General features: G+C 64.7%; 30 protein-coding genes, 1 tRNA gene and 1 pseudogene. 17 read left to right on the top strand and 15 right to left on the bottom strand.

Annotated elements, in window-relative coordinates:
• Nucleotides 1-3: 3 nt before the first annotated feature.
• Both GBO37_RS10110 and GBO37_RS10105 read right to left on the bottom strand, forming a co-directional pair.
• A complete protein-coding gene (locus GBO37_RS10110) occupies nucleotides 4-312 on the bottom strand; it encodes a DUF1153 domain-containing protein (RefSeq protein ID WP_252928757.1) in 309 nt (102 codons plus the stop codon).
• A 232-nt stretch (nucleotides 313-544) separates the two neighbouring features.
• Nucleotides 545-706 carry a hypothetical protein gene (locus GBO37_RS10105; RefSeq protein WP_156117818.1) on the bottom strand — a complete coding sequence of 54 codons (162 nt, stop codon included), beginning with the start codon at nucleotides 704-706 and terminating at the stop codon, nucleotides 545-547.
• A 227-nt stretch (nucleotides 707-933) separates the two neighbouring features.
• On the opposite strand from GBO37_RS10105, the gene GBO37_RS10100 reads away from it, so the two are divergent.
• Nucleotides 934-1,683 (top strand): SDR family oxidoreductase, encoded by a 750-nt coding sequence (locus GBO37_RS10100; protein ID WP_252928755.1) that lies wholly within the window; start codon nucleotides 934-936, stop codon nucleotides 1,681-1,683.
• Nucleotides 1,684-1,786: 103 nt separating this feature from the next.
• On the opposite strand, the gene GBO37_RS10095 is transcribed toward GBO37_RS10100, so the two are convergent.
• Entirely contained in the window at nucleotides 1,787-2,074 is a 288-nt protein-coding gene (locus GBO37_RS10095; protein WP_252928753.1) for a hypothetical protein, read from the bottom strand.
• A 126-nt stretch (nucleotides 2,075-2,200) separates the two neighbouring features.
• Between GBO37_RS10095 and GBO37_RS10090 the strand changes: the two genes are divergently transcribed.
• Both GBO37_RS10090 and GBO37_RS10085 read left to right on the top strand, forming a co-directional pair.
• Complete coding sequence (locus GBO37_RS10090; protein WP_252928751.1) at nucleotides 2,201-2,863, top strand: hypothetical protein; 663 nt, start codon at nucleotides 2,201-2,203, stop codon at nucleotides 2,861-2,863.
• Nucleotides 2,864-2,896: 33 nt separating this feature from the next.
• A complete protein-coding gene (locus tag GBO37_RS10085; protein WP_252928750.1) occupies nucleotides 2,897-3,175 on the top strand; it encodes a hypothetical protein in 279 nt (92 codons plus the stop codon).
• Nucleotides 3,176-3,194: 19 nt separating this feature from the next.
• Here the strand turns inward: GBO37_RS10085 and GBO37_RS10080 are convergent, their stop codons facing one another.
• The 5 genes from GBO37_RS10080 to GBO37_RS10060 form a co-directional block, all read right to left on the bottom strand.
• The gene (locus tag GBO37_RS10080) at nucleotides 3,195-3,341 is read right to left on the bottom strand and encodes a hypothetical protein (protein ID WP_252928749.1); all 147 of its coding nucleotides are present in this window, start codon (nucleotides 3,339-3,341) and stop codon (nucleotides 3,195-3,197) included.
• Between the two features lie 12 nt (nucleotides 3,342-3,353).
• Nucleotides 3,354-3,644 (bottom strand): hypothetical protein, encoded by a 291-nt coding sequence (locus GBO37_RS10075; protein WP_252928748.1) that lies wholly within the window; start codon nucleotides 3,642-3,644, stop codon nucleotides 3,354-3,356.
• A 55-nt stretch (nucleotides 3,645-3,699) separates the two neighbouring features.
• Nucleotides 3,700-4,083, bottom strand: a complete 384-nt coding sequence (locus GBO37_RS10070) for an Imm8 family immunity protein (RefSeq protein ID WP_252928747.1) — start codon at nucleotides 4,081-4,083, stop codon at nucleotides 3,700-3,702.
• A 182-nt stretch (nucleotides 4,084-4,265) separates the two neighbouring features.
• A complete protein-coding gene (locus GBO37_RS10065) occupies nucleotides 4,266-4,547 on the bottom strand; it encodes a hypothetical protein (RefSeq protein WP_252928746.1) in 282 nt (93 codons plus the stop codon).
• Nucleotides 4,544-5,572: a sodium:proton antiporter gene (locus GBO37_RS10060; protein ID WP_252928745.1), complete on the bottom strand. Its 1,029-nt coding sequence runs from the start codon at nucleotides 5,570-5,572 to the stop codon at nucleotides 4,544-4,546. Before GBO37_RS10060 ends, GBO37_RS10065 begins: the two co-directional genes overlap by 4 nt.
• 362 nt (nucleotides 5,573-5,934) lie before the next feature.
• Here GBO37_RS10060 and GBO37_RS10055 point away from each other — a divergent pair, with 362 nt between their 5' ends.
• The 4 genes from GBO37_RS10055 (at nucleotide 5,935) to GBO37_RS10040 (ending at nucleotide 8,741) form a co-directional block, all read left to right on the top strand.
• On the top strand, nucleotides 5,935-6,720 hold the full coding sequence (locus tag GBO37_RS10055; protein WP_252928744.1) for an SDR family oxidoreductase: 786 nt from the start codon (nucleotides 5,935-5,937) through the stop codon (nucleotides 6,718-6,720).
• 235 nt (nucleotides 6,721-6,955) lie between these two features.
• Nucleotides 6,956-7,474, top strand: a complete 519-nt coding sequence (locus GBO37_RS10050) for a hypothetical protein (protein WP_252928743.1) — start codon at nucleotides 6,956-6,958, stop codon at nucleotides 7,472-7,474.
• A gap of 400 nt (nucleotides 7,475-7,874) precedes the next feature.
• A complete protein-coding gene (locus GBO37_RS10045; protein ID WP_252928741.1) occupies nucleotides 7,875-8,243 on the top strand; it encodes a VanZ family protein in 369 nt (122 codons plus the stop codon).
• A gap of 105 nt (nucleotides 8,244-8,348) precedes the next feature.
• Complete coding sequence (locus GBO37_RS10040; RefSeq protein WP_252928740.1) at nucleotides 8,349-8,741, top strand: DUF4112 domain-containing protein; 393 nt, start codon at nucleotides 8,349-8,351, stop codon at nucleotides 8,739-8,741.
• 251 nt (nucleotides 8,742-8,992) lie between these two features.
• On the opposite strand, the gene GBO37_RS10035 is transcribed toward GBO37_RS10040, so the two are convergent.
• Genes GBO37_RS10035 through cueR form a run of 3 tightly spaced genes read right to left on the bottom strand, consistent with a single transcriptional unit; the run spans nucleotide 8,993 to nucleotide 10,664 of the window.
• Nucleotides 8,993-9,754, bottom strand: coding sequence for a glutaredoxin (locus tag GBO37_RS10035; RefSeq protein ID WP_252928739.1), 762 nt, complete (start codon nucleotides 9,752-9,754; stop codon nucleotides 8,993-8,995).
• A gap of 2 nt (nucleotides 9,755-9,756) precedes the next feature.
• Nucleotides 9,757-10,212: a DUF411 domain-containing protein gene (locus GBO37_RS10030; protein WP_252928738.1), complete on the bottom strand. Its 456-nt coding sequence runs from the start codon at nucleotides 10,210-10,212 to the stop codon at nucleotides 9,757-9,759.
• Nucleotides 10,209-10,664, bottom strand: coding sequence for a Cu(I)-responsive transcriptional regulator (gene cueR / locus GBO37_RS10025; RefSeq protein WP_139597415.1), 456 nt, complete (start codon nucleotides 10,662-10,664; stop codon nucleotides 10,209-10,211). The genes GBO37_RS10030 and cueR overlap by 4 nt, the downstream gene beginning before the upstream one ends.
• Nucleotides 10,665-10,807: 143 nt before the next feature.
• Here cueR and GBO37_RS10020 point away from each other — a divergent pair, with 143 nt between their 5' ends.
• Nucleotides 10,808-11,185, top strand: a complete 378-nt coding sequence (locus tag GBO37_RS10020) for a DUF305 domain-containing protein (protein ID WP_252928737.1) — start codon at nucleotides 10,808-10,810, stop codon at nucleotides 11,183-11,185.
• Nucleotides 11,186-11,227: 42 nt separating this feature from the next.
• On the opposite strand, the gene GBO37_RS10015 is transcribed toward GBO37_RS10020, so the two are convergent.
• On the bottom strand, nucleotides 11,228-12,454 hold the full coding sequence (locus GBO37_RS10015; protein ID WP_252928736.1) for an amidohydrolase family protein: 1,227 nt from the start codon (nucleotides 12,452-12,454) through the stop codon (nucleotides 11,228-11,230).
• A 78-nt stretch (nucleotides 12,455-12,532) separates the two neighbouring features.
• Between GBO37_RS10015 and GBO37_RS10010 the strand changes: the two genes are divergently transcribed.
• Nucleotides 12,533-12,934, top strand: a complete 402-nt coding sequence (locus tag GBO37_RS10010; RefSeq protein ID WP_045999470.1) for a membrane protein — start codon at nucleotides 12,533-12,535, stop codon at nucleotides 12,932-12,934.
• Here the strand turns inward: GBO37_RS10010 and GBO37_RS10005 are convergent, their stop codons facing one another.
• Entirely contained in the window at nucleotides 12,935-13,510 is a 576-nt protein-coding gene (locus GBO37_RS10005; protein ID WP_252928735.1) for a GntR family transcriptional regulator, read from the bottom strand.
• A gap of 171 nt (nucleotides 13,511-13,681) precedes the next feature.
• On the opposite strand from GBO37_RS10005, the gene GBO37_RS10000 reads away from it, so the two are divergent.
• From GBO37_RS10000 to GBO37_RS09970, 7 genes and pseudogenes are all read left to right on the top strand, one after another.
• On the top strand, nucleotides 13,682-14,530 hold the full coding sequence (locus GBO37_RS10000; protein WP_045999468.1) for an ABC transporter ATP-binding protein: 849 nt from the start codon (nucleotides 13,682-13,684) through the stop codon (nucleotides 14,528-14,530).
• The gene (locus tag GBO37_RS09995) at nucleotides 14,527-15,300 is read left to right on the top strand and encodes an ABC transporter permease (protein ID WP_252928734.1); all 774 of its coding nucleotides are present in this window, start codon (nucleotides 14,527-14,529) and stop codon (nucleotides 15,298-15,300) included. Before GBO37_RS10000 ends, GBO37_RS09995 begins: the two co-directional genes overlap by 4 nt.
• A 16-nt stretch (nucleotides 15,301-15,316) precedes the next feature.
• The gene (locus GBO37_RS09990) at nucleotides 15,317-16,333 is read left to right on the top strand and encodes an ABC transporter substrate-binding protein (RefSeq protein WP_252928733.1); all 1,017 of its coding nucleotides are present in this window, start codon (nucleotides 15,317-15,319) and stop codon (nucleotides 16,331-16,333) included.
• Nucleotides 16,333-17,750, top strand: a pseudogene (locus GBO37_RS09985) (gamma-glutamyltransferase family protein). The gene GBO37_RS09990 and the pseudogene GBO37_RS09985 overlap by 1 nt, the downstream one beginning before the upstream one ends.
• Nucleotides 17,751-17,907: 157 nt before the next feature.
• Nucleotides 17,908-19,593, top strand: a complete 1,686-nt coding sequence (locus GBO37_RS09980) for a chloride channel protein (RefSeq protein ID WP_371927541.1) — start codon at nucleotides 17,908-17,910, stop codon at nucleotides 19,591-19,593.
• Nucleotides 19,594-19,641: 48 nt separating this feature from the next.
• On the top strand, nucleotides 19,642-20,262 hold the full coding sequence (locus GBO37_RS09975; protein ID WP_371927543.1) for an SOS response-associated peptidase: 621 nt from the start codon (nucleotides 19,642-19,644) through the stop codon (nucleotides 20,260-20,262).
• An 85-nt stretch (nucleotides 20,263-20,347) separates the two neighbouring features.
• A complete protein-coding gene (locus tag GBO37_RS09970) occupies nucleotides 20,348-21,025 on the top strand; it encodes a GNAT family N-acetyltransferase (RefSeq protein WP_252928727.1) in 678 nt (225 codons plus the stop codon).
• Between the two features lie 52 nt (nucleotides 21,026-21,077).
• On the opposite strand, the gene GBO37_RS09965 is transcribed toward GBO37_RS09970, so the two are convergent.
• A complete protein-coding gene (locus tag GBO37_RS09965; protein WP_252928725.1) occupies nucleotides 21,078-22,379 on the bottom strand; it encodes an MFS transporter in 1,302 nt (433 codons plus the stop codon).
• A 269-nt stretch (nucleotides 22,380-22,648) separates the two neighbouring features.
• Between GBO37_RS09965 and GBO37_RS09960 the strand changes: the two genes are divergently transcribed.
• Nucleotides 22,649-24,223: a gamma-glutamyltransferase gene (locus GBO37_RS09960; protein WP_252928724.1), complete on the top strand. Its 1,575-nt coding sequence runs from the start codon at nucleotides 22,649-22,651 to the stop codon at nucleotides 24,221-24,223.
• A gap of 78 nt (nucleotides 24,224-24,301) precedes the next feature.
• Here the strand turns inward: GBO37_RS09960 and GBO37_RS09955 are convergent.
• Nucleotides 24,302-24,376 (bottom strand) — tRNA-Thr (locus GBO37_RS09955).
• Nucleotides 24,377-24,429 lie beyond the last annotated feature (53 nt).

Here is a 24,429-nt window from a genome sequence, read left to right as displayed (position 1 = left end):
TGACTACTCTGAAGAAATGTTTGCCGCCGTGTCACTCCGTGGCTGCCGATATTTCTGCAGGGCGGTCACTGTCAGGGCAACTTTGCCATGGGCGGCACTTGCACGGCACCACGAACTGAACTCATCGTCTGAAAGTCCGTAGCGCTTCAATGCATCGTCCCTGCTGATAAGACCGTGCGAGACCGCCAAGACCACCGTGTGCTTACGCGAGGCCACCCAGCGCGTGTCTGCATCAGGCAGATCTGCGACGCTCAGGATGCTGCCGTCATCGATTTTGACGGTGCGGGGGCGGGACGACTTTCTGACGAACATGGTGAACCTCTGACAATACGATGGACGGGATCGATGCGGGCAAACTCCAAACCGAAGTCAGCGAAGCGGCTGTCGGTCGCTTATCTTCAGAGAGGCTGTTCCTGTTCGCTGCATGCAGCATGAATCAACGCGCCGACAGTTTTCACGAAACGCAGGATCTGTCGTATTACGACACATGCCTTATCGGCCACCATTCGGGCGCGCCGGGCCGTCGGCATTTCGCTGGTCGTGGTCAGGTTGCCCTGAACACACCCCATGTCACTGCCTGGTGCTGCAGCCTGTCCCGAAGGTCGCGAAACTCGGTGTTGTGAGAGTAGGCGCCGATGGCGGAAAGGATCATCGCCAGGTCTTTCGCCGAAACGATTGGGCGCAGATCGGTCTGGTTCTGGGGCATGGGAAGAATCCAACTCAATAAACTGTACAAATTTAAATAGCCGAGACAGGGTACCGTGAGAACCTGCCTTTTCGCATAGGTTGTGGATGTGCGCGTATAGGATTCTTTGAGTTGCACCGCACCAGCACCTTGGGGTGCGCGTGGCGATATCATAGGGTTTCCCCGTTCCATGGGGCCTGCGTCCAGCGTATGGCCCTGTCATAGGAATGCAGAGAAGGAATTGAGCAATGGTCGATCTGACGGGCAAAGCGGTTCTGATTACTGGTGCAAGCCGGGGGATCGGCGCGGCGACGGCCAGGGTCTTCGGTCAGGCGGGGGCGGTGGTCGGCCTCATGGCCCAGAGCGAGGAGGCGGTCGCCAAGCTGGCAGATGAGATCGGCGGCGTGGTTTTTGTTGGCGATGTTGCGCGTGCCGCGGATATGGAGCGGTCGGTGACGTCTTTCTGCGATCGCACCGGGCGGTTAGATGTCCTGATCAATAACGCCGGAGTCATTGGGCCGATCGCCGGCATCGCCGATGCCGATCCTGATGCCTGGGGACAGGCGATCGACGTCAACCTGAAAGGGGTGTTCCATGGCATTCGGGCCGCGCTGCCGGTAATGCGAGCTGCTGGTGGCGGCACGATCCTGACGGTTGGTTCTGGCGCTGCCCATGCCCCGCAGGAGGGGTGGAGTGCCTATTGCGCCAGCAAGGCAGGCGCGTTGATGCTGACCCGCGCGGTAGACCTGGAGGCGAGGGCGGAGGGCATTCGTGCGATCAGCCTGTCGCCCGGAACCGTGGCCACCGACATGCAGGCAGCGATCCGTGGCAGTGGGGTCAACCCGATCAGCAAGTTGGATTGGTCGGTGCATATCCCGCCTGAATGGCCGGCGCGTGCGCTGTTGTGGATGTGCGGACCGGATGCTGACGCATTTTTGGGTTCCGAAGTGTCATTGCGGGACGAAGGCATACGCCGGCGCGTCGGTCTGATTTCCTAGGCAGGTGTGGCAGAGCGCGCGGGTGCGGCTGCTCTCCTTCCATGCCCCAATTCCGATGCCGGTTTCAGATAAAGCCGTCATGCCGCCGCATACGACCGTGCCATCAATGCGGATCCCCGCCCGGTCCCTGGAAACCCGGCGGCGGCACGGCATCTTCGGCATCGGGATCTCGGCCCTGCACGCGGTCCAACGTTCGCATGATCGGCGTGACCGACAGGCCGATGATGGAGATCAGCACCACCAGACCGACGATTGCCCAGAGACGCGCCGCGTGTTGCACGTCATCAATGTGGTTCAGGCTATCGGGCAGGGAATAGAAAGAACTGACGCCCCGGATGCCGAAGAACCCATTTGTCCGTCTTTCATGCCAAGGGGACGTGATGCCCGTCATCCGGCGCTGCTTTGAACAGGCATTGACCCCTGTCTCCGAGTAACAACTATGAGGAACGGGACCGCTGCGGTTCGCAGGCTGGACCGCGGTCAGTGAAGGGAAGGTTGGCGGATGTCTCAAAATGATATGACCCTGTCTGTGAAGTGCAGTCGGATGGTGCCCTTCGTGTGCGTGGTGGCGAGCGTCGGTTGGGGTGTGGCCATGGTTCCATCCGCAGTATCGGCCCAATCGCCGGAACCGGAAGCCTCACTGACGACGGAACAGACCCTCGCCTTGCTCCCCGATCCAGAACGTTATCGGCTGGTCATCCTTGATGAGGGTCTGACACCCCAAGCCGTGCAGGACATTGGCACCATGACCATTGAGGCGATTGGCGAAGACCACTTCTTCGGAGCGATAGCCGCACACGTGCCTGCGAATTCGCAGCAACTGGCTGTCCGCATCCGCACAAAGCTTCATTCGCTGGAGGCCGCCGAGCGGGCCGCGATGAGTGATTGCCAGGAAGAGCGCACGGACGACGCCTCCACTTGTCGCCTGATCGGTCAGATCGTACCGGAGCAGTGGGACGCCGACACGCCGAACCTCTCTCACGATGTCATGTATGCGCTTCAGCAAGGTGCTGACGAGATGGATGGCCCGATCTTTGTCGCCCGATCGCGTGACACGGCAGCGTGGGCCATGTGGAGTGGCGACGACACCCGTCAGTCGGCATTGGATGAGTGTGACGATACCGTCCGCGACACGGGCGCAGACCCCGATTGCGATATCGTCGTTGATGATGCGCCCTGAAGCTCAACAGCAGCAAGCGTGGAGGAGAACTCCTTGACGAAGCAGGTCCGATCGCTGCCCGCAGGGATCGCCTCTGACTGCCTTGGCAGCCTCGGTATCATTGTAGCGGTGATGATTGCGGGCGCCGTCCTGGGTCTAAGCGGCGCCCTGATCGCGCTCAAAGCCGCTACAGGAGACGCGCGGGGTGGTGAAATGCTGTTCATCGGTTTTGCCATCATTGCCGGTATCGGCGCGGGCTTTGTAGCCGGAGCGATCCTTGCGTACTTCTGGCTGCGATCCCGACGGCAGCGCCATCGTGGACCTGCGGCATGAACCTGTTGAGTATTGATCGTCAGTCTTCGCGGTCGACATTCAGCAGGGACAGGATATCGGCTACCGTCGACTGCAGTTTTTGTATTCTGATACTGGCTGTCGCCGGCTCCCCCATGCCCAGAAGCGAGAACAACGGCCCGGGCAGTTCTGCGAGCATGTCGTTCATCGCGACGTAGAGTCATTTCAAGGCGCTACGAACGATCAACAGACCGTTTGCGCTCGTCGAGATTGGGTCCAGTTCGTGTGGAACACACCCCGTGAATGCGACGCCCGAGGCAAGCAGCCACTGATCCCGGATCGCCTTGGGCTCCGCTCCCACTTCACCGGGCGGCGGCTCGGGCACATGCAGCACCAACAATCGCAGCACCAATCGCAGGATGGAATCGTTCACCCAAATTCCCGTCCTGACGCGCTGCAAATCTGACAGATGCTTGTCGCCAAAGGGTATGCTGATGAAGCTCGTTCCCATTGACCTCACCCGCTTTCGTTTGGCTATCCTTCATACGTACTCATCTGATGACGGCTTATGACAATGATTGGTACTCCTCGAACTCCCATGCCAGATTCCGGGAGAGCCTCACGGCCAAAGCCGGCCAGGTATCGGCCGTTTGGTTCGCCACCCACGACTTGACAGCAGCCAGGATGGCGTCTTCGTCGAATGAATTGTCGAACATGTAGTGCCTGCCGAATTTCGGGCCATGGTCGACATCCTCGTGAGTTGGATCTTCCCGCGCCGATCTTAGAACGTTGTCGGCAAACGACGACGGCGAACACACCGTCGCATAGAAGATATCGCCGTCCTCGCCTCCTTCAGGACCGATGGTCGCGACAAGAAGCGCAGAAAAGCACTTGGGATCCACCGGCTGGTAGGGCTGTCCGCGCGCGTCTTGTATTGAAATGCGAACCACCTGTGCTCTTATTCGTTACCTTGGGCGTTGCGCAATTGATCGTTCATGACGGGTACTGACATCAATTTTGCATGGTTAAAACGTTCCTGGGTTGGGAAAAATAGAAGGGGAATTGGAGACGAAGGTAAGCAGCACTGCCGCGGGGATGATTTGCGCACCGATGGTATGTCCGCCTCGGACAATCAACGCTGATCCCCGCCCGGTCCCTGGAAGCGTGGTGGCGGCACGGCATCTTCGGCATCGGGATCGCGGCCCTGCATTCGCATGATCGGTGTGACTGACAGACCATGCATGATGATGGACATCAGCACGACCAGTCCGACGATCGCCCAAAGACGCGCCGGGTGCTGCAGATCGTCGATGTGGTTCAGGCCATAGGCCAGGTAGTAGAAAGACCCGATGCCCCGGATGCCGAAGAAGGCGATCGTCGTTTTTTCATGCCAGGGGGCGCTGATGCCCGTCATGCCCACCGGGCGGTGATCGGGCGGATCACCAGCAGGATCACCAGGGCCGCCGCGATATCCATGGGGACCAGGGGCGACAGCAGCCCATTGACGATCGTGCCTCCGAACAGGAGCAGAAGCACCATCATCGAGATCCGTTCGATCTGTTCGATCAGGTCGTGCATGGATTTGTGGAAGTCGTGATCCCTGTGGGCCTGTCTGAAGGTCAGGGCGGTGACGAAGACCGACAGGAAGCCATAGGCGTGGAACACCTCGGTCAGGCCATAGGACACGAATGTAGCCGACAGCGCGATCAGGCCGTCACCGGTCCTTACCAGACGGCTTTCCGCGGGGACGTGGAACGTGATCCATCCAAACAGCCGCCCGACCAGATAGCCGCCCAGGATGCCGACGCCGATCTCCCAGACGACATTGTAGGTCAGCCAATCCAGGGCCCAAGGTTCGTGCGTCACGGACGCGGCCGCCAGGGCTATGGCCAGATGGACGAAGGGGAAAGCGGCGCCGTCGTTCACGCCCGCCTCGGATGTCAGGGCGAACCGGACCTCGTCCTCCTCGCCCGTCTTCGGGGGGCCGACCTGCACGTCCGAGGCCAGGACCGGATCCGTCGGTGCCAGAACCGCCCCGAGGAGCAGCGCCATGGCCCACGGCAGGGCCAGCCATGTCCCCGCAAGGACGGCAATCAGCGCGATCCCCAAGGGTAGGGTCAGAAAGATCAGTCGCCAGGTGATCAGCCATGAGCGCAGGCCCAGCACCCGATCGATCTTGAGGCCCGCACCCATCAGTGCGATGATCACCACGAATTCGGCAAACCTTTCGGTGATTTCAGGGTGCTCCAAGGGCGATGGGGCGAACAGCAATCCGGGAATGGCACCCAGACCCATGCCAAGGCCGATACAGACGATCGGGAGGGACAGTGGAACGCGGCGGAGAGCCAGGGGCAGCCATGCGACGAGTGCAATCAGCAGCCCCAGTCCCATCATCAGAAGGATGTACGGATCGGGTGGCCGGGTCAGGGTTTCGAACATGTCATGCCTTTCGAAACCGCGCCGAAGGCAGGGTTCGATTGAGGAAAGTGAACGGGAAAGGAAAGTCCGGCGGTCGGACGACGTATGGTGGTAAGACACCGCGATGTGTCCGGGCAGCCAACCGTGATGCTGCCGAAAGGTTCCTGAGTTACATGTGCGGCTGAAGAGTTTGACAGATGACGGAACGGTTATGACCTAGGCATCGATGACCCCGGGCCCTTGGGATCGCCCGTCAACTGGGCAAGCGGCTGATGAGAAATGCATGACGATGGATAGGGTTTTTTATTAAGACGTCCAAGACGGGCCGCGTGCCTTCATGCGGCGCGTCGATCAGTTTCACCTTTGAGCGCGAAGGATCTCCCATGGCCAGACTGTCCGGAAAGACGGCCCTCGTGACAGGCGCGGCGCGCGGCATCGGTGCGGCCATCGCAACGGCCTTTGCCAACGAGGGCGCACATGTCGTTGTCACTGACATCGATAGGATCGGCGGCCATGCCGTGGCAGACGCGATTGGTGGGACATTCGCCCGGCTCGACGTCACCTCCGAAGCGGACTGGCGTACGATTGCCAAGCAGTTACCGACGATGGATATCGTCGTCAACAACGCCGGGGTCACCGGGTTCGAGGGATCCGTCCCACCGGCGCATGATCCGGAAAATGCACGTCTTGCCGATTGGCGCGCCGTTCATGCCGTCAACCTGGACGGTACCTTCCTGGGCTGCCGCTATGCCATCCGCGCCATGAGGCCGAAAGGCGTGGGATCGATCATCAACATCTCCTCGCGCTCGGGGCTTGTCGGCATCCCGATGGCAGCGGCCTACGCGTCCTCCAAGGCCGCCGTTCGCAATCACACGAAAAGCGTGGCGCTGTACTGCGCGGGGCAGGGCCTGAACATCCGGTGCAACTCGATCCATCCCGCGGCGGTGATGACGCCGATGTGGGAACCCATGCTGGGCAATGGCCCCGACCGCAGCAAGCGGGAGGCGGCAATGGTGGCCGACACGCCCCTGCGCCGCTTTGGCAGGCCCGAGGAGGTGGCTGCGCTGGCGGTCATGCTGGCATCGGACGAGGCGGCCTACATGACCGGGGCTGAACTGACGATCGATGGGGGTATCCTGGCAGGTTCGGCCGCCGCGCCCGGACGTTAGGCCACAAGGGGGGGGGGCGAGCGCTGTAGGTTCACCGGCACTACCGACTGCAGGCAGTGCCGACCATACCCACGGGCAATCCCGAATGGCCGGCAAAGTATTGGTGATGTCCCTACTTTTGGGATGTCAGGCCAAGCCAGACGCAGCGGGTGGGCCGGATCGGGGTGCGGGAAGGTATTGCGCTTTCAAGGCTTCATGAAGATCATTGCTCAGGAGAGAGGTTGAGGCCCGGCACATGACCCGATCGCACATGCCAAGCCGGCCACCACGGCTTGCAACCTTGCCTCTCGAAGCCTTCGCTCCCCCGGATGCCTGGATCATCGGCGACGCGGATATGAGCAGTGCGGACCGTCTGCAACTGTATGTCGCAGCCGAAGAAATCGGTGACGCCCATGCAGAGTTCGTCAGGGACCTGGCTTCTGCCATTGCACTGCCTTTCAGCCAACGTTCAGACGTGCAGTTTTTTCTGATGAATGCGATCGTCCTCGCGGTATGCACAAAGTGCGGCGCACTGGCAGGCGGCGTCAGCAATTACCATCCCATCGTGTTTCCCGCGCACCGGGGACTTGGCATCGGTCGCGACTTTCACCTCGTGGCAGATGAGAATGGCATGATCCTGTTCCAGCCTGAATACTTCTCAAGGGCAGGATACGCCGCTCGTTTGGCAGCCCATAAAGCGGCCGTTGTTCAGGCGATCAGAGAGGGTCGCGTTGTTCATCCGGAAAACCGCATGCGCTATCGCACTGCCTGGTAGCGGGCCGCTTCCCAAGGCATTGCCCTGTATCTTGTAAAACTGACCCTGCTACAAAAATAACGTTAGACAGCGCGCCCTATTAACCTTAAGCAGAAAATAATAATAAGAACTACCTCAGTAGTTGAGCGCACTTCGGCGACAGAGATCGAGGGCACGAGCAGTACGACAAAGACGCATTGTCGATGACATGCGTGGGCTCCCGGGTAAGCTCCGGGAGCTGCTTCTTTTTCTACAAAGAGGTTTGACGCGTTGAACCGTCGGCTGCCCGGCGCCCGCGTTATGCTGCAAACCGTTATGCTTCCTCAACAGGTCAAGGTGACCCTGTATTCAGGCCCATCATGGTGTAAGGCCGGTATCGTCATGGCTTTTGCCCGGCAGATGTTCATAACGCGAAGAGTTCATGCCCCTTCAGTCGAAACTAGCCCTAGGGCTGTCATGTCTGATCGCAACTGCGATTGCGGTCCTGACGCTGACGCCGGTACCAGCGCCGCCTTTGGGGGCAGTCGCGGAATCCGACAAGATCTACCACATGGTCGCGTTCGGGGTGCTTGCCTTTCCGATGGCCTATCTTCGGCCGCGTTGGCTGATGCTGGCTGTACCCGCTTATCTGGCGTTTGGTGGCTTGATTGAAATCCTTCAGCCATTCGTCGGGCGTGACCGCAGTCTTGGGGACTGGGTTGCGGACCTGATCGGTCTCGGGATTGGTGTGGTCATCGGCTTGGCTGCCGGGCGGTTTGTACCCTTTGCACGGCCGCGCATGCGCCGGTAACCACGACGGGTGCTAGGCGGAAAAGCCACATTGTCACGCTACGCCGACGCGCCAGCAGATCAAGGCATTTGGGAACCATGGGGGTGCTGTCGTGCTTGCAACCACATGAACGATGATTTGCACAAGGCGCGCTTTGAACGGCTGGAACAGCTTTCCGGCAAACTGGATTCGGTGTTTCGAATCCCAGGCACACGGTTTCGGGTCGGATACGACGCGATCGCAGGTTTGGTGCCGGGGCTCGGCGACGCTGCGGCAATGCTGCCGGCGGCATGGATCGTATTGGAAAGTTATCGCATGGGGCTGCCTAGGCACAAGGTTATAAGGCAGGGGCTCAACGTTGCCGTGGATACGACATTTGGCAGCATCCCTCTTGTCGGAAGCGTCTTTGATGCTTGGTTCAAGTCCAACCTGCGCAACGTCGACATTCTGCGCTCGCATCTCAATTGCGATAGGCTTGCCGGGGTTGCCGCGCCTTCTGATGATAAAAGATCATCCTAGAACCACTCATGGGAGATCTATCGGGAGCCTGCTTGGTCGCCTCACGGAGTGGAGGCCCGTCGCGTTCAATGCGACCGGTTTCCCGGGAGCGCTTTGCCGATGTCATGTTCACCGCAGCTGTTTTGTTTTGGCTCTGATGCTCAATGAATCTGGAGCCTCATTGGGACGTAGGTTGGAAATGGCTGGTCGTTTTTCTCTCCCGTTTTTATTCAGAAGCCACTCCCAACCACTTGATCCGCAACTGATAGCCACTAGTGCCCCAGCACCGTGACCTTGATCAGCATCCAGACAGCCATGGCGATCATTATCAGGTTCTCGGTCAGGGAGACGAACCCCAGGGGGACGTTGCTGTCGCCGCCGACGCAGGCGCATTTGATGTCTCGCTTGTCGACATAGACGGCCTTCCAGACCGACACGGCGCCGATCGTGCCGATGAACAGGGCGACCGGAATGGACAGCCACATCAGCGCACCCGCGACCATCAAAACGCCCGCCAGTCCCTCGGCGAAGGGATAGACGTAGCCGTAACTGACCCACCGCTGCGCCAGGAGGTCATAGTTCAGAAACATCGTGGCAAAGCTGTCGACGTCTTTCAGCTTCTGCAGGGCCAGCAGACACATGGCGAAGGCCACGAACCACTCGGCCGCGGCGATGGTGATCAGCTGGCCGAACGCGGCCCAGCTGGTCGCAAGGGCCATCGCGGCGGCCATCGCGAACAGCGCGATCACGGGGCGGTAGGTGGTCGCGGACTTGTCGCGGACGGCCTTGCCGAAATGCCGCCTGAGGTCGTCATAGCCGCCGATCCGCCGACCGTCGATGAAGGTCTGCGGCGTGGTCCGGACGTCGTGTTGTTCCTTGAAGGCGTCTACCTCGGCACGGGTGGTCAGGTGGTGGTCCTCGACGCGAAAGCCCTGTCTCCGGAGCAGATCCAGCGATTTGAGGCCATAGGGGCACATGTGCTTTGTCATCACCATGCGGTGAAGGGTGGCGGTTCTGGGGGTCGTCAGGGTCATGGTCAACCTCGATGGCTTGCAAAGATGCGGGTTTCGGACCTGGTCCACAGGATGACGTCATAGGGATCGCGCCGCCCGCCCATCTCCATGCCGGGCGATCCGGCGGGCATGCCGGGCACCGCCAGGCCTGCGGCCCGCGGACGCTGCGCGAGCAGGGCGCTGATGTCGGTGGCGGGCACATGCCCCTCGATCACATAACCGTCGATCAGGGCCGTATGGCAGGAGCGCAGCGGTGCAGGCACAGCATGGCGATCCTTGACCCCCTGCATGTCATCGATCGTGACCACCTCCACGGCAAAGCCGTGATCCCGCAGATGCGCGACCCACGCGCCGCAGCATCCGCAATCGGGCGCGCGAAAGACCCGCGCGCGGACCGGCGCCTGACCAGACCATGCCATCGCCGGGCCGGCGAGAATGCCTGCCGCCAGCGCCGTCATGAACATGCGTCGATCCGTCACCCGCCGATCCTTTCCTTGAATCCCCGTTCGGGCCGCCTGCGGGACAACGGTTCGTCATCCGTGTCCAAGGTCTCCAGCCGCTGCAGGATCGGACAGTTCGGACGCTCGTTTCCGGCGCAGGCATTCGCCAGTTCCTCCAGCGTGTCGGCCATGTCCTGCAGGTGCGCGATCTTGTGGCGCAGGTCCCGAACCCGCGCCTGCGCCAGCGCCTTGACGTCGGCGCTGCGCCGGTCCTTGTCGCGCCACAGGTCCAGCAATTCGGTGATCTCGGCAACCGAGAAGCCCAAGTCGCGCGCGCGGGCGATAAAGCGCAGCATATGGACGTCGCGCGGTTCGTATTCGCGATAGCCCGAGGCCGTGCGGCTGGCTGTCGGGATCAGGCCGATCCGTTCATAGTATCGGATCATCTTGGCCGATACGCCCGAGCGGTTGGCGGCGTCTCCGATGTTCATGGCAGGGCTCCGTCATTGTGATGACAGGGATATGGGGCTTCCCATCATAGGAAGGTCAAGGGCGTGATGACGTCGTCTGCGCAGCATTGACCTTGCAACGATGGGAAGGATTATCTGAGATCGGGAAGAAGGAGAGCACTGCCATGAAAACGTTCGTCCCCATCCTGCTGACCGCCCTTGCCGTCGCCGCGCCGGGTCTTGCCCAGCAGACGATGGACCATTCCGCCCATGGCGACATGGCGATGTCCGGTGCACGACCCGACGACACGCCGGCGACGACGGCCTATCGCGCAGCGATGGCCGAGATGCATGCGAACATGGATGTCGAATACACCAATGACGCGGACGTGGACTTCATGCGGGGGATGATCCCCCACCACCAGGGCGCCATCGACATGGCGCGCATCGTCCTTGAACACGGCCAGGACCCCCAGGTGCGCGCCTTGGCCGAGGAGGTCATCGCGGCGCAGGAGGCCGAGATCGAGATGATGGAGGCCTGGCTGGCCGAACACGACAGCTGAACGATGACAGACAGCGCCAGGCAGGTGGTGCATGGCGCTGCGTCAGGCGGGCAGGGCGCCCGCCGCGGGGCGCAGCAATCGCGCCGCGGGCCGGTCGAAGCTCTGGCGACCGGCCTTGAAGCCCATCAGTGGTGCCGCGATGGTGGCCAGTCCATCCTCGGCCGTCGCGGCATCCAGCACGATCAGGTCGGCGCGATCACCGACCGACAGCCCGTAATCGGCCACGCGCAGGATGCGGGCCGGACCGTCGGTGATCATCCGTAGGCAGGCCGCGAAATCGCCGGCGCCAAGGTGCATCACGTTGGCATAGAGATTGGCCATCCGCAGCAGCGAGCAGTCGCCATAAGGCGTGAACGGGTTCATCACGTTGTTCGTCGCCACCGCGGCCGTCACCCCTTCCAGCAGGTGCAGGGGCGCCACGCCGCGGGGCGCACGGTGACCCTGGTCCATGCCGTTCAGGTACAGGTCGGTGGCGGGCAGGGCGGTCACGGCGACCCGGGCCTGGGCCAGCATCGCGGCGTGATCGCGCAGGGCACCGTCGGTCATCACCGCCAGCTTGGTCACATGGCCCAGGTTCACGCGGCCCTGCCAGCCGTGGCGCATCGTCCGATCGCAGATCGCCTTGATCTGGGATCCGTAGGGGTCCAGGTCGAAGTCCAGGTGAAAATCCAGATCGACGTCGTGCCGCACGGCCATCGCGAACAGGATGTCGATCTGCGCCAGCGGGTCGCTGTCGGTATAGGGGCAGCCGCCCAGAAGGTCGGCCCCCTGCGCCAGCGCCTGTTCCAAAAGCGCCTCGGTGCCGGGATCGTTGGTCAGGCCTTCCTGGGCAAAGGCGCAGACCTGCAGGTCCAGCGCAAATGCATAGTCGTCCTTCAGGGCCAGCACTGCCTTCAGGCTGCGCAATCCGGCGCGCGGGTCGACCTCGACATGGGTGCGCATGTGCATGGTGCCCTGCCGGATCGCGGCCTCGATCACTTGCGCGCCGCGGCTGCGAACATCGTCGATGGTAAAGTCGCGCTTTAGCGCGCTGACCGCGGCCACGGCGGCCTGCACGCTGTCGGCCTGACCGCAGCGGCACAGCAAGCCGGCCTTGTCCAGGTGGATATGTGCCTCGACCAGCCCCGGCAGGACGGCGCGGTGTTCGATGTCGCGGACCTCGCGCGACGGGCCAAGGTCACGGCCCAGGGCGGCGATGCGACCGCCGGCGATGCCGATATCTGTGGCACCCTGCGGCAGGCGGGCATTCTTCAGGATCAGATCCAGCATCGTTCTTGTGTCCCCGGCGACCTTCTGTATTCTGCTAGTGTATGCACTTTACCCCGCCACAGACAAGCAGAGAGCGCGATGAACCAGAACACCGAAAAAGACCTGCAGGCGGTCAAGGACTATCTTGCGGCGTCGATGGCGCCCGATCCGGTGCTGGCCGCGACCTTCGTCGCGCCGGGCTTCACCTGCCGGTTCACGGGCGGGCGCGTCTTCGACACGCCGTCGGGGCCGACCGGCTTCAACGCCGCCCGCTATGCCTGGGTCAAGAAGCGGATCGAGCGGTACGACGTCGTGCCGGCGGGCGAGCAGACGATCGTCTATAGCCTGGGCTATCTGCATGGCGCCTGGCCGGACGGCACGCCTTTCGACGGGAACCGCTATATCGACCGGTTCACGGTGCAGGATGGGCTGATCCTGGACACGGACGTTTGGAACGACAGCGCTGAATGGATCCTTGATCCAACCATCGCCAAGGGCTGATCAGCCCTTGGCATAGGGCTGCAGGATATTGACCAGATCGCGGCTGCGGCTGCGATCGCCCGACAGCAGGGCGCGGGCGGCCACGGCCTCCAGATGCTCGGCCATCAGGTCGGCGGCCTTGTCGGCGGGCCCCTTGGCGATCAGGTCGATCAGGGCCAGATGCTCGCTGATGGCGCAATCCGACGAATGCGGGCGGGCCAGCGCAGACAGCGACAGGCCCGCGCGATAACAGATTTCAGTGACATAGCGGACCAAAATCGGCTTGCCGGTCATTTCGGCCAGGCGGATGTGGAACTCTGTTGCCAGCCGGATCGACGCGCCGTCGGGCCCGTGGCGCGCATCATGTTCCTGGCGGACGATCTCCTTCAGGGCGGCGACCTGGTCGGGCGACAGGTGACCGGCCAGATGCTGCACGACCTGACGTTCCAGGGCCACGCGGATGTCGAAGATGTCGCGCGCATCGGCCGGCGTGGGCGCGGTCACGGTCGCGATGCGGTTGCGGCGCAGATCGACCAGGCCTTCGGCGGCCAGCTGCCCCAGGGCATGGCGCGCGATGGTGCGGCTGACGGCCGTCATGCGACCGCCTGCTGATCGGGCATGTAGCCCGGAACTGAGGAAAGTTTCGGCATCGACCATCCGGCCACCATTTTCCAGCGCCCCGCGGTTTGCGTGGCAGGGCACCGGCGGGCTAAGGATTCGGTATAAAGTGTATGCACTTTTGTCATGCACCTTTGACAGAGGAACCTTATGAACCCGGATCTTGCACAGATCGCGCCGGAACGAAAGCGACCAGCGGTTCAGCTGTCGCGGGCATCGGTCGCCTTCGGACAGGGCGCAGAGCGCGTCCAGGCGCTGCAACCGACAGACCTGCACTTGGACGAGGGCGAATTCCTGGCGCTTGTCGGGCCGTCCGGCTGCGGCAAGTCGACGATCCTCAAGCTGGTCGGCGGCCTGACCCGCCCGTCCGGCGGAGAGATCATCGTGGGCGGACGCGAGGTCGCGGCCCGCGCCCTGCGCGTCGGAATGGCGTTCCAGAACCCGACCCTGCTGCCATGGCTGACGATCGAACAGAACGTCATGCTGCCGCTGAAGATCGTGCGCCCGTTCCGACAGGATTACGCCCGCAAAAAGCGGGGCGAGTACCGCGACAGGGTCCACGCGCTGCTGGCCGATGTGGGCCTGGAGAAGTTCGCCGGTCATTACCCCTGGCAGCTGTCGGGCGGCATGCTGCAGCGTGCCAACCTGTGCCGCGCGCTGATCCACGAACCCAGCCTGCTGCTGCTGGACGAACCCTTCGGCGCGCTGGACCAGTTCACCCGAGAGGAACTGTGGGGCACGATGCAGGATCTGTGGATCAAGCGTCGCCCCACCGTGATCCTGGTCACGCATGACCTCAAGGAGGCCGGCTTTCTGGGCACGCGGATCTGCGTGATGAGCGCGCGCCCCGGCCGCATCATCGACGACAGCCCCGTCACCTTTCCCCGCCCGCGCACGGTCGAGATGACCTTCCAGCCCGATTTCGTGGCCCTGAACCAGCGCCTGCGCGAACGCATCATCGATGCCCGCGGCGAATCCGCCCGAAAGGTCGCGTCATGAACTATGCCATCCGTCGCCGCATGTGGTCCGCCGCGCTGATCGTCGCCTTCTTCCTGGGGTGGGAGGTTCTGTGCCTGGCCCTGAACGTGTCGGACCTGGTGGTGCCGCGCCCGTCGCAGGTGATAGCGACGCTGGTCGCGCGCTTTCCGGTCCTGTGGCCGCACATCATCCAGACGCTTTGGACGACCATGATCGGCTTTGGCCTTGGCGTGGCGGTCGGCGTCGTGATCGGCGCGCTGATCGGCACGTCGCGGGTGGCCTATGACACGGCCTATCCGCTGCTGATCGGGTTCTCGTCCATCCCGAAGGTCGCGGTCGTCCCGATCTTCGTGCTGTGGTTCGGGGCGGGGCCGGTGCCTGCGGTCCTGACCGCGCTGGCCATGTGCTTCTTTCCCATCGTGGTCAACATCGCCACCGGCCTTGCCACGACCGAGCCCGAGATGGAGGACGTGCTGAAATCCCTGGGCGCCGGCAAGATGGACCTGCTGCTGAACGTGGGCCTGCCGCGCACCATGCCGTTCTTCTTCGCTTCGCTGAAGATCGCGGCCACCTATGCCTTCGTCGGCACCGTGCTGGCCGAGACCGTCGCCTCGAACAAGGGCATCGGCAACGTGATGATGAGCGCATCGTCGAACTTCGACGTGCCGCTGGTCTTTGCCGGCCTGTTCATCCTGGCCTTCTTGGGGGTCGCCCTCTACGTCCTGTTCTCGGTCATCGAGGGCCGCGTCGTGGGCTGGGCGAACCGCCGCACCGACCTGTCCCCCTCCTGATCCGAAAGGTATCCCGATGCTGAAATCGCTGCTTGCCGCCGCATCCCTGATCGCGATGGCCGCCCCCGCGCTGGCCCAGACCGACATCCGCTTCACCCTGGGCTGGAAGACGCAGGGGTCGGATGCGCCCATCCTGCTGGCCCAGCAGAAGGGCTATTTCGAGGAGGAGGGCCTGAACGTCACCATCGACCAGGGCGAGGGGTCCGCCGCCACCGTCACCCGGATCATGTCGGGCACCTATGACGCGGGCTTTGGCGACATCAACGCCATCATCCAGAATGCCGCCGAACGCCCCGACCAGACCCCGGTCATGGTCTATCAGCTGTGGAACGATCCGCCCTTCACGGTCGTGACCCGCAAGGAAAGCGGCATCACGACTCCTGCCGATCTGGCGGGCAAGACCTTGGGCGGCGCGCCCGGGACGCCCACGACCAAGCTGCTTCCGGTCTTTGCGCGCATGAACGACGTCGACCTGGACAGCATCACCATCGAAAGCCTGGCGCCGAACCTGACCGAACCCATGCTGATCCGCGGCGACATCGACGGGGCGATGGTGTTCAACATCACCGCCTGGTTCAACCTGATCAACAACCGCCAGGACCCCGCGGCGGATTTCAACTGGCTGAACTTCGGCGATCACGGCCTGGACCTCTATGCCAACGGGGTCATGGTCTCTCAGGCGATGATCGCCGACAACCCCGAGGCCGTGACCGGCCTGGTCCGCGCGATCAACCGCGCCGCGGTCGAGATCGCCCAGGACCACGAGGCAGGTGTCGATGCCGTCCTGGCCTTTGACAACCTGGCCAATCGCGACCTCGAGATGGCGCGGATGATGTTTTCGTACGAGAACCTGATCGCCTCGGACGAGGTGACCCGGATCGGTCTGGGCGACCTGGATGACGACCGCCTGTCGCGCGCCATCGACATCGTCGTCGAGGGCTATCAACTGCAGACCACGCCCGCAGCCGGGCAGGTCTTCGACCGCAGCTTCCTGCCGCCGCTGGACGACCGCCAGCTGGTCCTGGCCGACTGATGGCGGCCGCCGCGATGCAGCCGATGGCCACCAGCCCGCACCCGCTGGCGACACGGGCCGGGGCGGACGTCCTGCAGCGCGGCGGCACCGCGGCCGAGGCCGCCGTGGCGATGGGCGCGGTCCTGGCCGTGGTCATGCCGCATTTCTGCGGGCTGGGCGGCGACGCGGTCTGGCTTACGCCGTCGACAGCTGGGACCATGCCCTGCGCCTGTCTGCGTCCCGATGGGGCGGGACGATGACGCCGGAGGCGCTGCTGGCGCCCGCGCTGACCCTTGCGCGCGACGGGTTTCGGCCCAGCGACAGCCAACGGTTCTGGCTGGATTTCCGCGCCGCGGACTGGCCGGACTGGCCGGGCTTTGCGGCCCAGTTCGCCGCTGCCGGAAACGACCTGCTGCGCCAGCCGCAACTGGCCGAGATCTTGTCCCTGATGGCCCGGGACGGGCTGCGCAGCTTCTATCAGGGACCGGCGGCGCAGCGGATCGCCCAGGGCCTGGCCCAGGCGGGTGCGCCGCTGACCGCCGCCGACCTTGCCGCGACGCACAGCCGGGCGGCGCAACCGCTGTCCCAGCCCTATCGCGACCTGATGCTGCTGGCGCCGCCGCCGCCCACGCAGGGGGTGACCACGCTGGCCATCATGGGCATCCTCGACCGGCTGCGGATCCCCCGCGACCCTGCAATGCGGACCCATCTGCTGGTCGAGGCGGTCAAGCAGGCCTTCCTGGACCGCGGGCGTATCGCCGACCCGGGTCACGCGGGTGACGACATATCGGCGCTGCTGTCCCCGGATCGGCTGGACGCCAAGGCGGGCGCGATCCGCGCGGATCGTGCACTGGCCTGGCCGCACAGGGTCCGGCATGGGGATACGGTGTTCTTTGCCGCGACGGACGGGCAGGGGCGCTGCGCATCGGTCCTGCAGAGCACCTATTTCGACTGGGGCAGCGGCTGCGTCATCGGCGATACCGGGATCATCTGGCACAATCGTGGCGCAAGCTTTGCCACCGATCCGACCCACCCGAATGTCATCGCCCCCGGAAAGCGGCCCTTCTATACGCTGAACCCCGGCATCGCGCTGAAGGATGGCCGGCCGCATCTTCTCTATGGAACGCAGGGCGCGGATGGCCAGCCGCAGACACTGGCCGTCGTGCTGAGCGGCCTGATCGATCTGGGGCTGTCGCCCGAGGCAGCCTTGGCGCAGCCGCGCTTTCTTCTGGGGCGAACCTTTTCGGACAGCCGCGACAGCCTCAAGGTCGAGGCCTCCCTGGGCGACGCGGCGATCGCCTCTCTGGCCGCAATGGGGCATGAGACGGCCGAACTGCCGGCACTGTCTCCGATCTTCGGCTGCGCAGGCGCGATCCGCATCGACGCGACGGGCTGTTCGGGCGCGCATGATCCCCGGGGCGAGGGGCTGGCCCTCTGACGCCGCGACCGGTCGCGTCGTGGGGGATCAGCCGCCGCCGATATGGGGTGCCCGGTATCGGTGGAACGCCGCGCCGGTCCCGGCCACGGACCGTGCACCATGTCCGCGTGACGGATGACCCTCGCCAAGGTGACGATGCTGTGCCAGCCTTGCCCGAATGAGACCTGCCTTCGCCCTTCTTGTCAGACGCACCCTGCGCCGATGGCGCCGCGAGCTGTATCCGGTCCTGCGCATTGCGGCCGACAGGGCCATGCGACAGGTGCAGTTCTGGGTGCTGGCGCTGCTGATCGGCATCGCGGCGGGATTTGCGGCGCTTGGGTTCAGGCTGGGTATCTCGGGGGTTCAGACGGCCCTCTACGGCGCCGACGACCTGACCCTGGCCAGCGTCGCGCGCGACCTGCCTTGGGGTTGGGTGCTGGTGGTGCCGGTCCTGGGCGGACTTGTCGTCGGGCTGATCCTGGACCGCTTTACCCCAGACGGGCGCGTGCGCGCCGTGTCCGACGTGATCGAGGGCGCGGCGCTGGACGGGGGCCGGGTCGAGGTCCGCGAGGGTCTGGCATCGGCCGCGGCCTCGCTGATCACGCTGGGCACCGGCGGCAGTTCCGGGCGCGAGGGGCCCGTCGTGCATCTGGCCGGCGTCGTCTCGACCGCGGTCGCGCGGCGCATCAAGGCCAGCCCTGTGACCGGCAGGGAGCTGTTGGGATGCGCCGTCGCGGGTGCGGTCGCCGCCAGCTTCAACGCGCCCATCGCCGGGGCACTTTTCGCGCATGAGGTCGTGTTGCGGCATTTCGCGACGCGCGCCTTTGCCCCGATCGCGATTGCCGCGGTCGCAGGCACGGTCATCAACCGGCTGCAGTTCGGCGGCCTGACCGAATTCATGCTGCCGGTCGAGCCTGACCTGGCCTTCCATATCGAACTGCCCGCCTTCATGGTGCTGGGCCTTGTCTGCGCGCTGGTCGCGGCGGCGATGATGGGCGGGATCTTTCGCGCCGACAGCCTGGCGACGCGGGCGATGGCGCGGATCGGCTGGCCGCGCTGGTCCCGGCCCGCGCTGGCGGGGCTTGCCCTTGGTGTGATCGCCATTCCCTTTCCGCACATCATCGGCGTGGGCTATGAAACCACCGCCGCGGCGCTGTCCGGCCAGATCGGCCTGGGGCAGGCGGTCATGTTCGCGGTCGTCAAGGCGTTGGCGGTCGCGATCACGCTGGGCGGGCGCATGGGGGGCGGGGTGTTCTCGCCCGCGCTGGTCATGGGGTCGCTGACCGGCCTGGCCTTCGGGATCATCGCCACGACCCTTGCGCCCGGCTATTCCGGCAGCGTCAACGTCTATGCCTTTGCCGGCATGGCCGCGGTCGGCGCGGCGGTCCTGGGCGCCCCCATCTCGACCGCGCTGATCGTGTTCGAGATGACCGGAGACTGGCAGACGGGCATCGCGGTGATGACCTCGGTCTCGCTCAGTTCGGCCCTGGCGTCGACCCTGGTCAGGCGGTCGTTCTTCCTGACCCAGCTGGAGCGGCGGGGCATCCACCTCTCCGAAGGGCCGCAGGCCTGGCTGCCCCATCAGCTGCGCGTCACGCCGGTCATCCGCGCGCTGGACGCCCCGGATGCCCCGGCCGAGGATCTGGTCCGCGCCATGGCGGAACGCGGTCCGACCGTGGCCCCGACCACCACCCTGGCCGAGGCCCTGCCGCTGTTCGAACGAAGCGGCGCGGTGTTTCTGGCCGTGACGGCCTGCGACGGCCCGGACGACCCCCTGCGCCTGATCGGCAGCGTCCATCACATCGACGTCCTGCGTGCCCTGAACCAGGCCCTGGAACAGACCGCCGCCGAAGAGCACGGCTGACACGGCGGCGGCCCCAGAAATAGACGCGAACCAGCGGAGGGCGGGGCGATCTGCAACCTTTACAACCACACGACGCCGCAGGAGGCGCTGGTCCGGTTGATCGACGGGCTGACGGACCGGTCGGGAAATCTGGCGCCGGGCAGCGTCTATCCCGACCAGTTGGCACCGATCATCCGGAACGGCGCGGACGGGCCGGAACTGGTCAAGGCGCGGTGGGGCATGCCGTCGCCGCGCTTTGCGCTGAAGACGGAGCGCGACCCGGGCGTCACGAATGTCCGCAACCTGGAGTCGCCCCATTGGCGGCGCTGGCTTGGCCGCGAGCATCGCTGTCTGGTGCCGCTGACCAGCTTTTCCGAACCGCGCGGCAAGGGCAAGGGCGTGCAGTGGTTCGCACCCGCCGATCCAGGCGCGACCCTGTTCTTTGCCGGGATCGAGACGCGCGGCTGGCGATCGGTCCGCAAGGTCAAGGACGGAGAGACGGTCGACGACCTCTATGCCTTTCTGACCTGCCCCCCGAACGCCGAGGTCGCGCCGATCCATCCCAAGGCGATGCCGGTCATCCTGACGCGCCCCCAGGAATGGCACGCCTGGCTGGACGGCATACCGGCGGTTGAACTGCAGCGGCCGCTGCCCAACGGGGCATTGACGCTGGTCGAGGCGCCGGTGTGATGCCCAGGGGCCATCCCGGGTCACGCATCGCGCGGGTCCGTTTGTGGCGCAACGGGCCGCCAGCCTTGGAAAGGAGCGATGGGACATGCATGTGGATCTGACCCGCTGGTCACCGCCCCCGGCCCCCGCGCGGGCGCCGATCATCGGACGATACGTGCGGCTGGAACCGCTTCAGGCCGGTCATGCAGGGACGCTGTACAAGGCCGCATCCGCAGGTGGGGCCGATGACCGCTTTCGCTGGCTTTTCGAGCATCCGCCCCAGGATCGTGACACCTTTGCGGATTGGGTCGACCATGTATCGTCATCGGCAGACCCGATGTTCTTTGCGGTGGTCAATGCCGCCACGGGCCGCGCCGAGGGTCGTCAGGCGCTGATGCGGATCGACCGCACCCATGGCGTGATCGAGATCGGCAGCATCATGTGGGGCCCCGCCCTGCAGCGCAGCCGCATGGCGACCGAGGCGCTGTTCCTGTTCGCGGACCACGTCTTTGCGTTGGGCTATCGGCGGTTCGAATGGAAATGCAACGACCTGAACGCGCCCTCGAAACGGGCCGCCCTGCGTTTCGGCTTTCGGCCCGAGGGGGTCTTTCGGCAGCACATGGTCGTCAAGGGGACCAACCGCGACACGGCCTGGTTCGCGATGACCGATCAAGACTGGCAGGAACTGCGGCCCGGCTATCTGGCGTGGCTGGCGCCCGACAATTTCGACGCCGATGGTGGGCAGCGATCCACGCTTGGGGCCTGTCTGCGCGGCTGTGCATGACGGATGCATCCCGCGCCGCCGGGCGCGGGGTGCAAGGATCACCGGTCGGCGATCAGATCTTGTCGCGCCCCGTGGCCACGATGCAGATCAACGAGATCACGGCGGCGCCCAGCAGATAGTATCCTACCTGCGCCATGCCATAGTTCATCTGCAGCCAGGTCGCCGCATAAGGCGCCAGCGACGCGCCGAAGATGCCGGCAAAGTTGAACGTCAGCGACGACCCGGTATAGCGGACCTGGGCCGGGAAGGGCGCGGCCAGCGCCGCCCCGATGACGCCATAGGTCAGGCCCATCAGCATCAGGCTGATCGTGACGAACAGATAGACGCTGGACTCGTTCTGGGCGCTGCCCTGCATCAGCGACCCGAAGGACAGGGCAAAGGCCCCGATCAGGATGGTCACGATGATCAGGAAGCCATAGCGCCCGGTGCGATCCGCGATCTTGCCGGCAAAGGGGATCGTCAGGCCGAAGACGACCGATCCATAGATCTGGATCAGCAATGCGTCCTTGAACGGGATCCCCAGGACCTTGACGTTGTAGGACAACAGCCACGCTGTCGCCAGATAGAACAGCACGAAGGTCGCCAGCGCCGCGAAGGTGCCCAGGAACACGCTCAGCTTGTGATGGCGGAACAGTTCGGCCAGGGGGACGGATACGCGCTTGTCCTTCTTCACGGCCTCGGCGAATTCGGGGGTCTCGGTGATGGACAGGCGGATCCACAGGCCGATCCCGACCAGCAGGATCGACGACAGGAATGGCAGCCGCCAGCCCCAGGCCAGCAGCTCGTCCTGGGTGATGAAGTGCAGCAGCACCCAGAAGAACCCCAACGACAGCAGAAGACCGACGGGTGCGCCCAGTTGCGGGAACATCCCGTACCAGCTGCGCTTGCCCTCGGGTGCGTTCTCGGTCGCCAGCAGCACGGCCCCGCCCCATTCGCCGCCCAGGCCGAAGCCCTGGCCGAACCGGCACAGCGCCAGCAGCAGCGGCGCCCAGACGCCGATCTGGTCATAAGTCGGCAGCAGGCCGATGGTGACGGTCGACACCCCCATCGTCAGAAGCGCGGCGACAAGCGTGGCCTTGCGGCCGATGCGGTCGCCGTAATGGCCAAAGACGATGGCCCCCAACGGCCGCGCGAAGAACGCGATCGAGAAGGTCGCAAAGGACGCCAGCAGCGCCGTGGTCGGGTCCGATCCCGGAAAGAACAGCGACGGAAAGATCAGCACTGCGGCCGTCGCATAGATGTAGAAGTCGAAGAATTCGATCGTCGTGCCGATGAGGCTGGCCGTCAGGACCTGGGCGGGCGAATTGGTGGGGGCCGCGCCGGCGGGCGGGGCGGATGGTCGGGTGGATGTCATGGCGGGTCCATAGGGCGCATGATTTCAGAGGATCTCGGCCCGTGCGCTGCGACCGGCGCTGATGATGCAGCCCTGATGCGTCGGCCTGTACGGAGGAGGATCGTCGGATGGCCGTTCCGTCGTGAACGACCGGTGCCGACTTAACCGGACGACCGGCGGTGTCAAGTTTGCACATGTCGGACGGCCCGCCCTTGCATGACGCTGCCCGACGCGCTCAGGTGGGGCGGGGCGTCCCCCCGCAGCCGATGTCGATCACGGAAGGCCAGGCCATGTCGAATTTCTCCAGAACGCAACGCATCCGCAAGGAGGTCGTCTGGACCGATGGCGGCGTCGTCGCCGCGCAGCATCGCAAGGCGGCCGAGGTCGGCGCCGCGGTCCTGGCCGCCGGGGGTGACGCGATGGACGCGGCGGTCGCGACATCCTTTGCGGTGGGCGTGGTCGAGCCGTGGATGTCGGGTCCGATGGGTGGCGGCATGATGACCCTGTGGCGCGCGGGTGAACAGCGGGCCGAGACGATCGAGTTCGGGATGCGCGCACCCGCGGGCCTTGACGTTGCCGACTATCCGCTGGAGCCGGGGCGGCAGGCGGCGGACCTGTTTCCCTGGACGCGCGTCAGGGACGACCGCAACATCTATGGCGCGACCTCTGTCGCGGTGCCGGGCACGGTCGCCGGGATGGCGCTGGCCCATCGGCAGTACGGGACGCGCGACTGGGGCGATCTGCTGGCCCCCGCCGTGGCCTTGGCAGAGGAGGGGATGCTGCTCGACTGGTATTCGTCGCTGTTGATCGCGTCCGCGGCGCGCCAGCTGGCGCAGGACCCCGATGCGGCGGCGCTGTTCCTGGCGGACGGGCAATGGCCTGACATCGCCGGTTGGACCACGGCCTCGGCCGCGCGCCTGGATCAGCGCGTCCATGCGGCCACCCTGCGCCGGCTTGCCGATCACGGTGCCCAGGATTTTTATCACGGCGACATCGGCAGGATGCTGGTCGACGACGTCCGCGCCAAGGGCGGCAGCCTGTCGATGGAGGATCTGCGCAGTTATCAGGCAGAGGCCCGTGCGCCCCGGACGGTCCGCTATCGCGATGCCGTCATCCATGCGCCGTCGGGTCTGTCCGCGGGGGCGGAACTGGTCACGGCCCTGCAGCAGATGCAGGCGGCCTTCGATCCCGGTGATGCGCCGTCGGCGGCCAGCTATGCCGCGCTGGCGTCAGGCCTGGGCGATGCCTATCGCGACCGGCTGGCCCATGCGGGCGACACAGGCGAAAGCCCGCGCGCCCCGGCCTGCACCACCAGCTTCAGCGTCGTGGACCGGCACGGCAACATGGTGAACGTCACCCAGACCCTGCTGTCGATGTTCGGCAGTCATGTCGTGTCCGGGCAGACCGGGATGCTGTTGAACAACGGCATCATGTGGTTCGACCCCGAGCAGGGCCGACCGAATTCGCTGGCGCCGGGCAAGCGGTGCCTGATGAACGTCTGTCCCACCGTGGGGCAGGTGGGTGACCGGATGTTCGCCATCGGCGCGTCGGGCGGGCGCAAGATCCTGCCCGCGGTGGCCAACCTGGTCAGCTTCATGGTGGATTTCGGGATGGATCTGGAACAGGCGTTCCACACGCCGCGCATCGATGCCTCTGCCGCGACAGGCACGGTCATGGACGAGGATCTGCCGCAGGACGTGGCGCAGGCGCTGGCAGCCATAGGCCCCGTGACGACCGCCAGGCGGACGGTCCATCCCTATGCCTTCGCCGTGCCCGCGGGCGTGATGCACCAGGCGGGCCGGAACTGCGGCGCGACCGAGATCATGAGCCCCTGGGGCGACGCCGTCTGCGAAGCGGACGTGTGATCGCCAAGCGTCATCTGCAGGATCTGCGGGTGACGTAACAACCCTGCGGCGCGGGATCTGGATGCATCTGTGGGTGAATGGTGCTGTGAGAGAGGATTGAACTCTCGACCTCACCCTTACCAAGGGTGTGCTCTACCACTGAGCTACCACAGCAACGTGAGGGGGCGTTTAGACAAAGGTTTCGACCCCTGCAAGGGGGTCCGAAC

Origin of the sequence: Paracoccus sp. 08 (genome assembly GCF_024105395.1) — a bacterium.
Taxonomy (GTDB): domain Bacteria; phylum Pseudomonadota; class Alphaproteobacteria; order Rhodobacterales; family Rhodobacteraceae; genus Paracoccus; species Paracoccus marcusii.
Note: the sequence above shows the minus strand (reverse complement) of the source record. Positions and strands in the feature narration are given on the sequence as shown.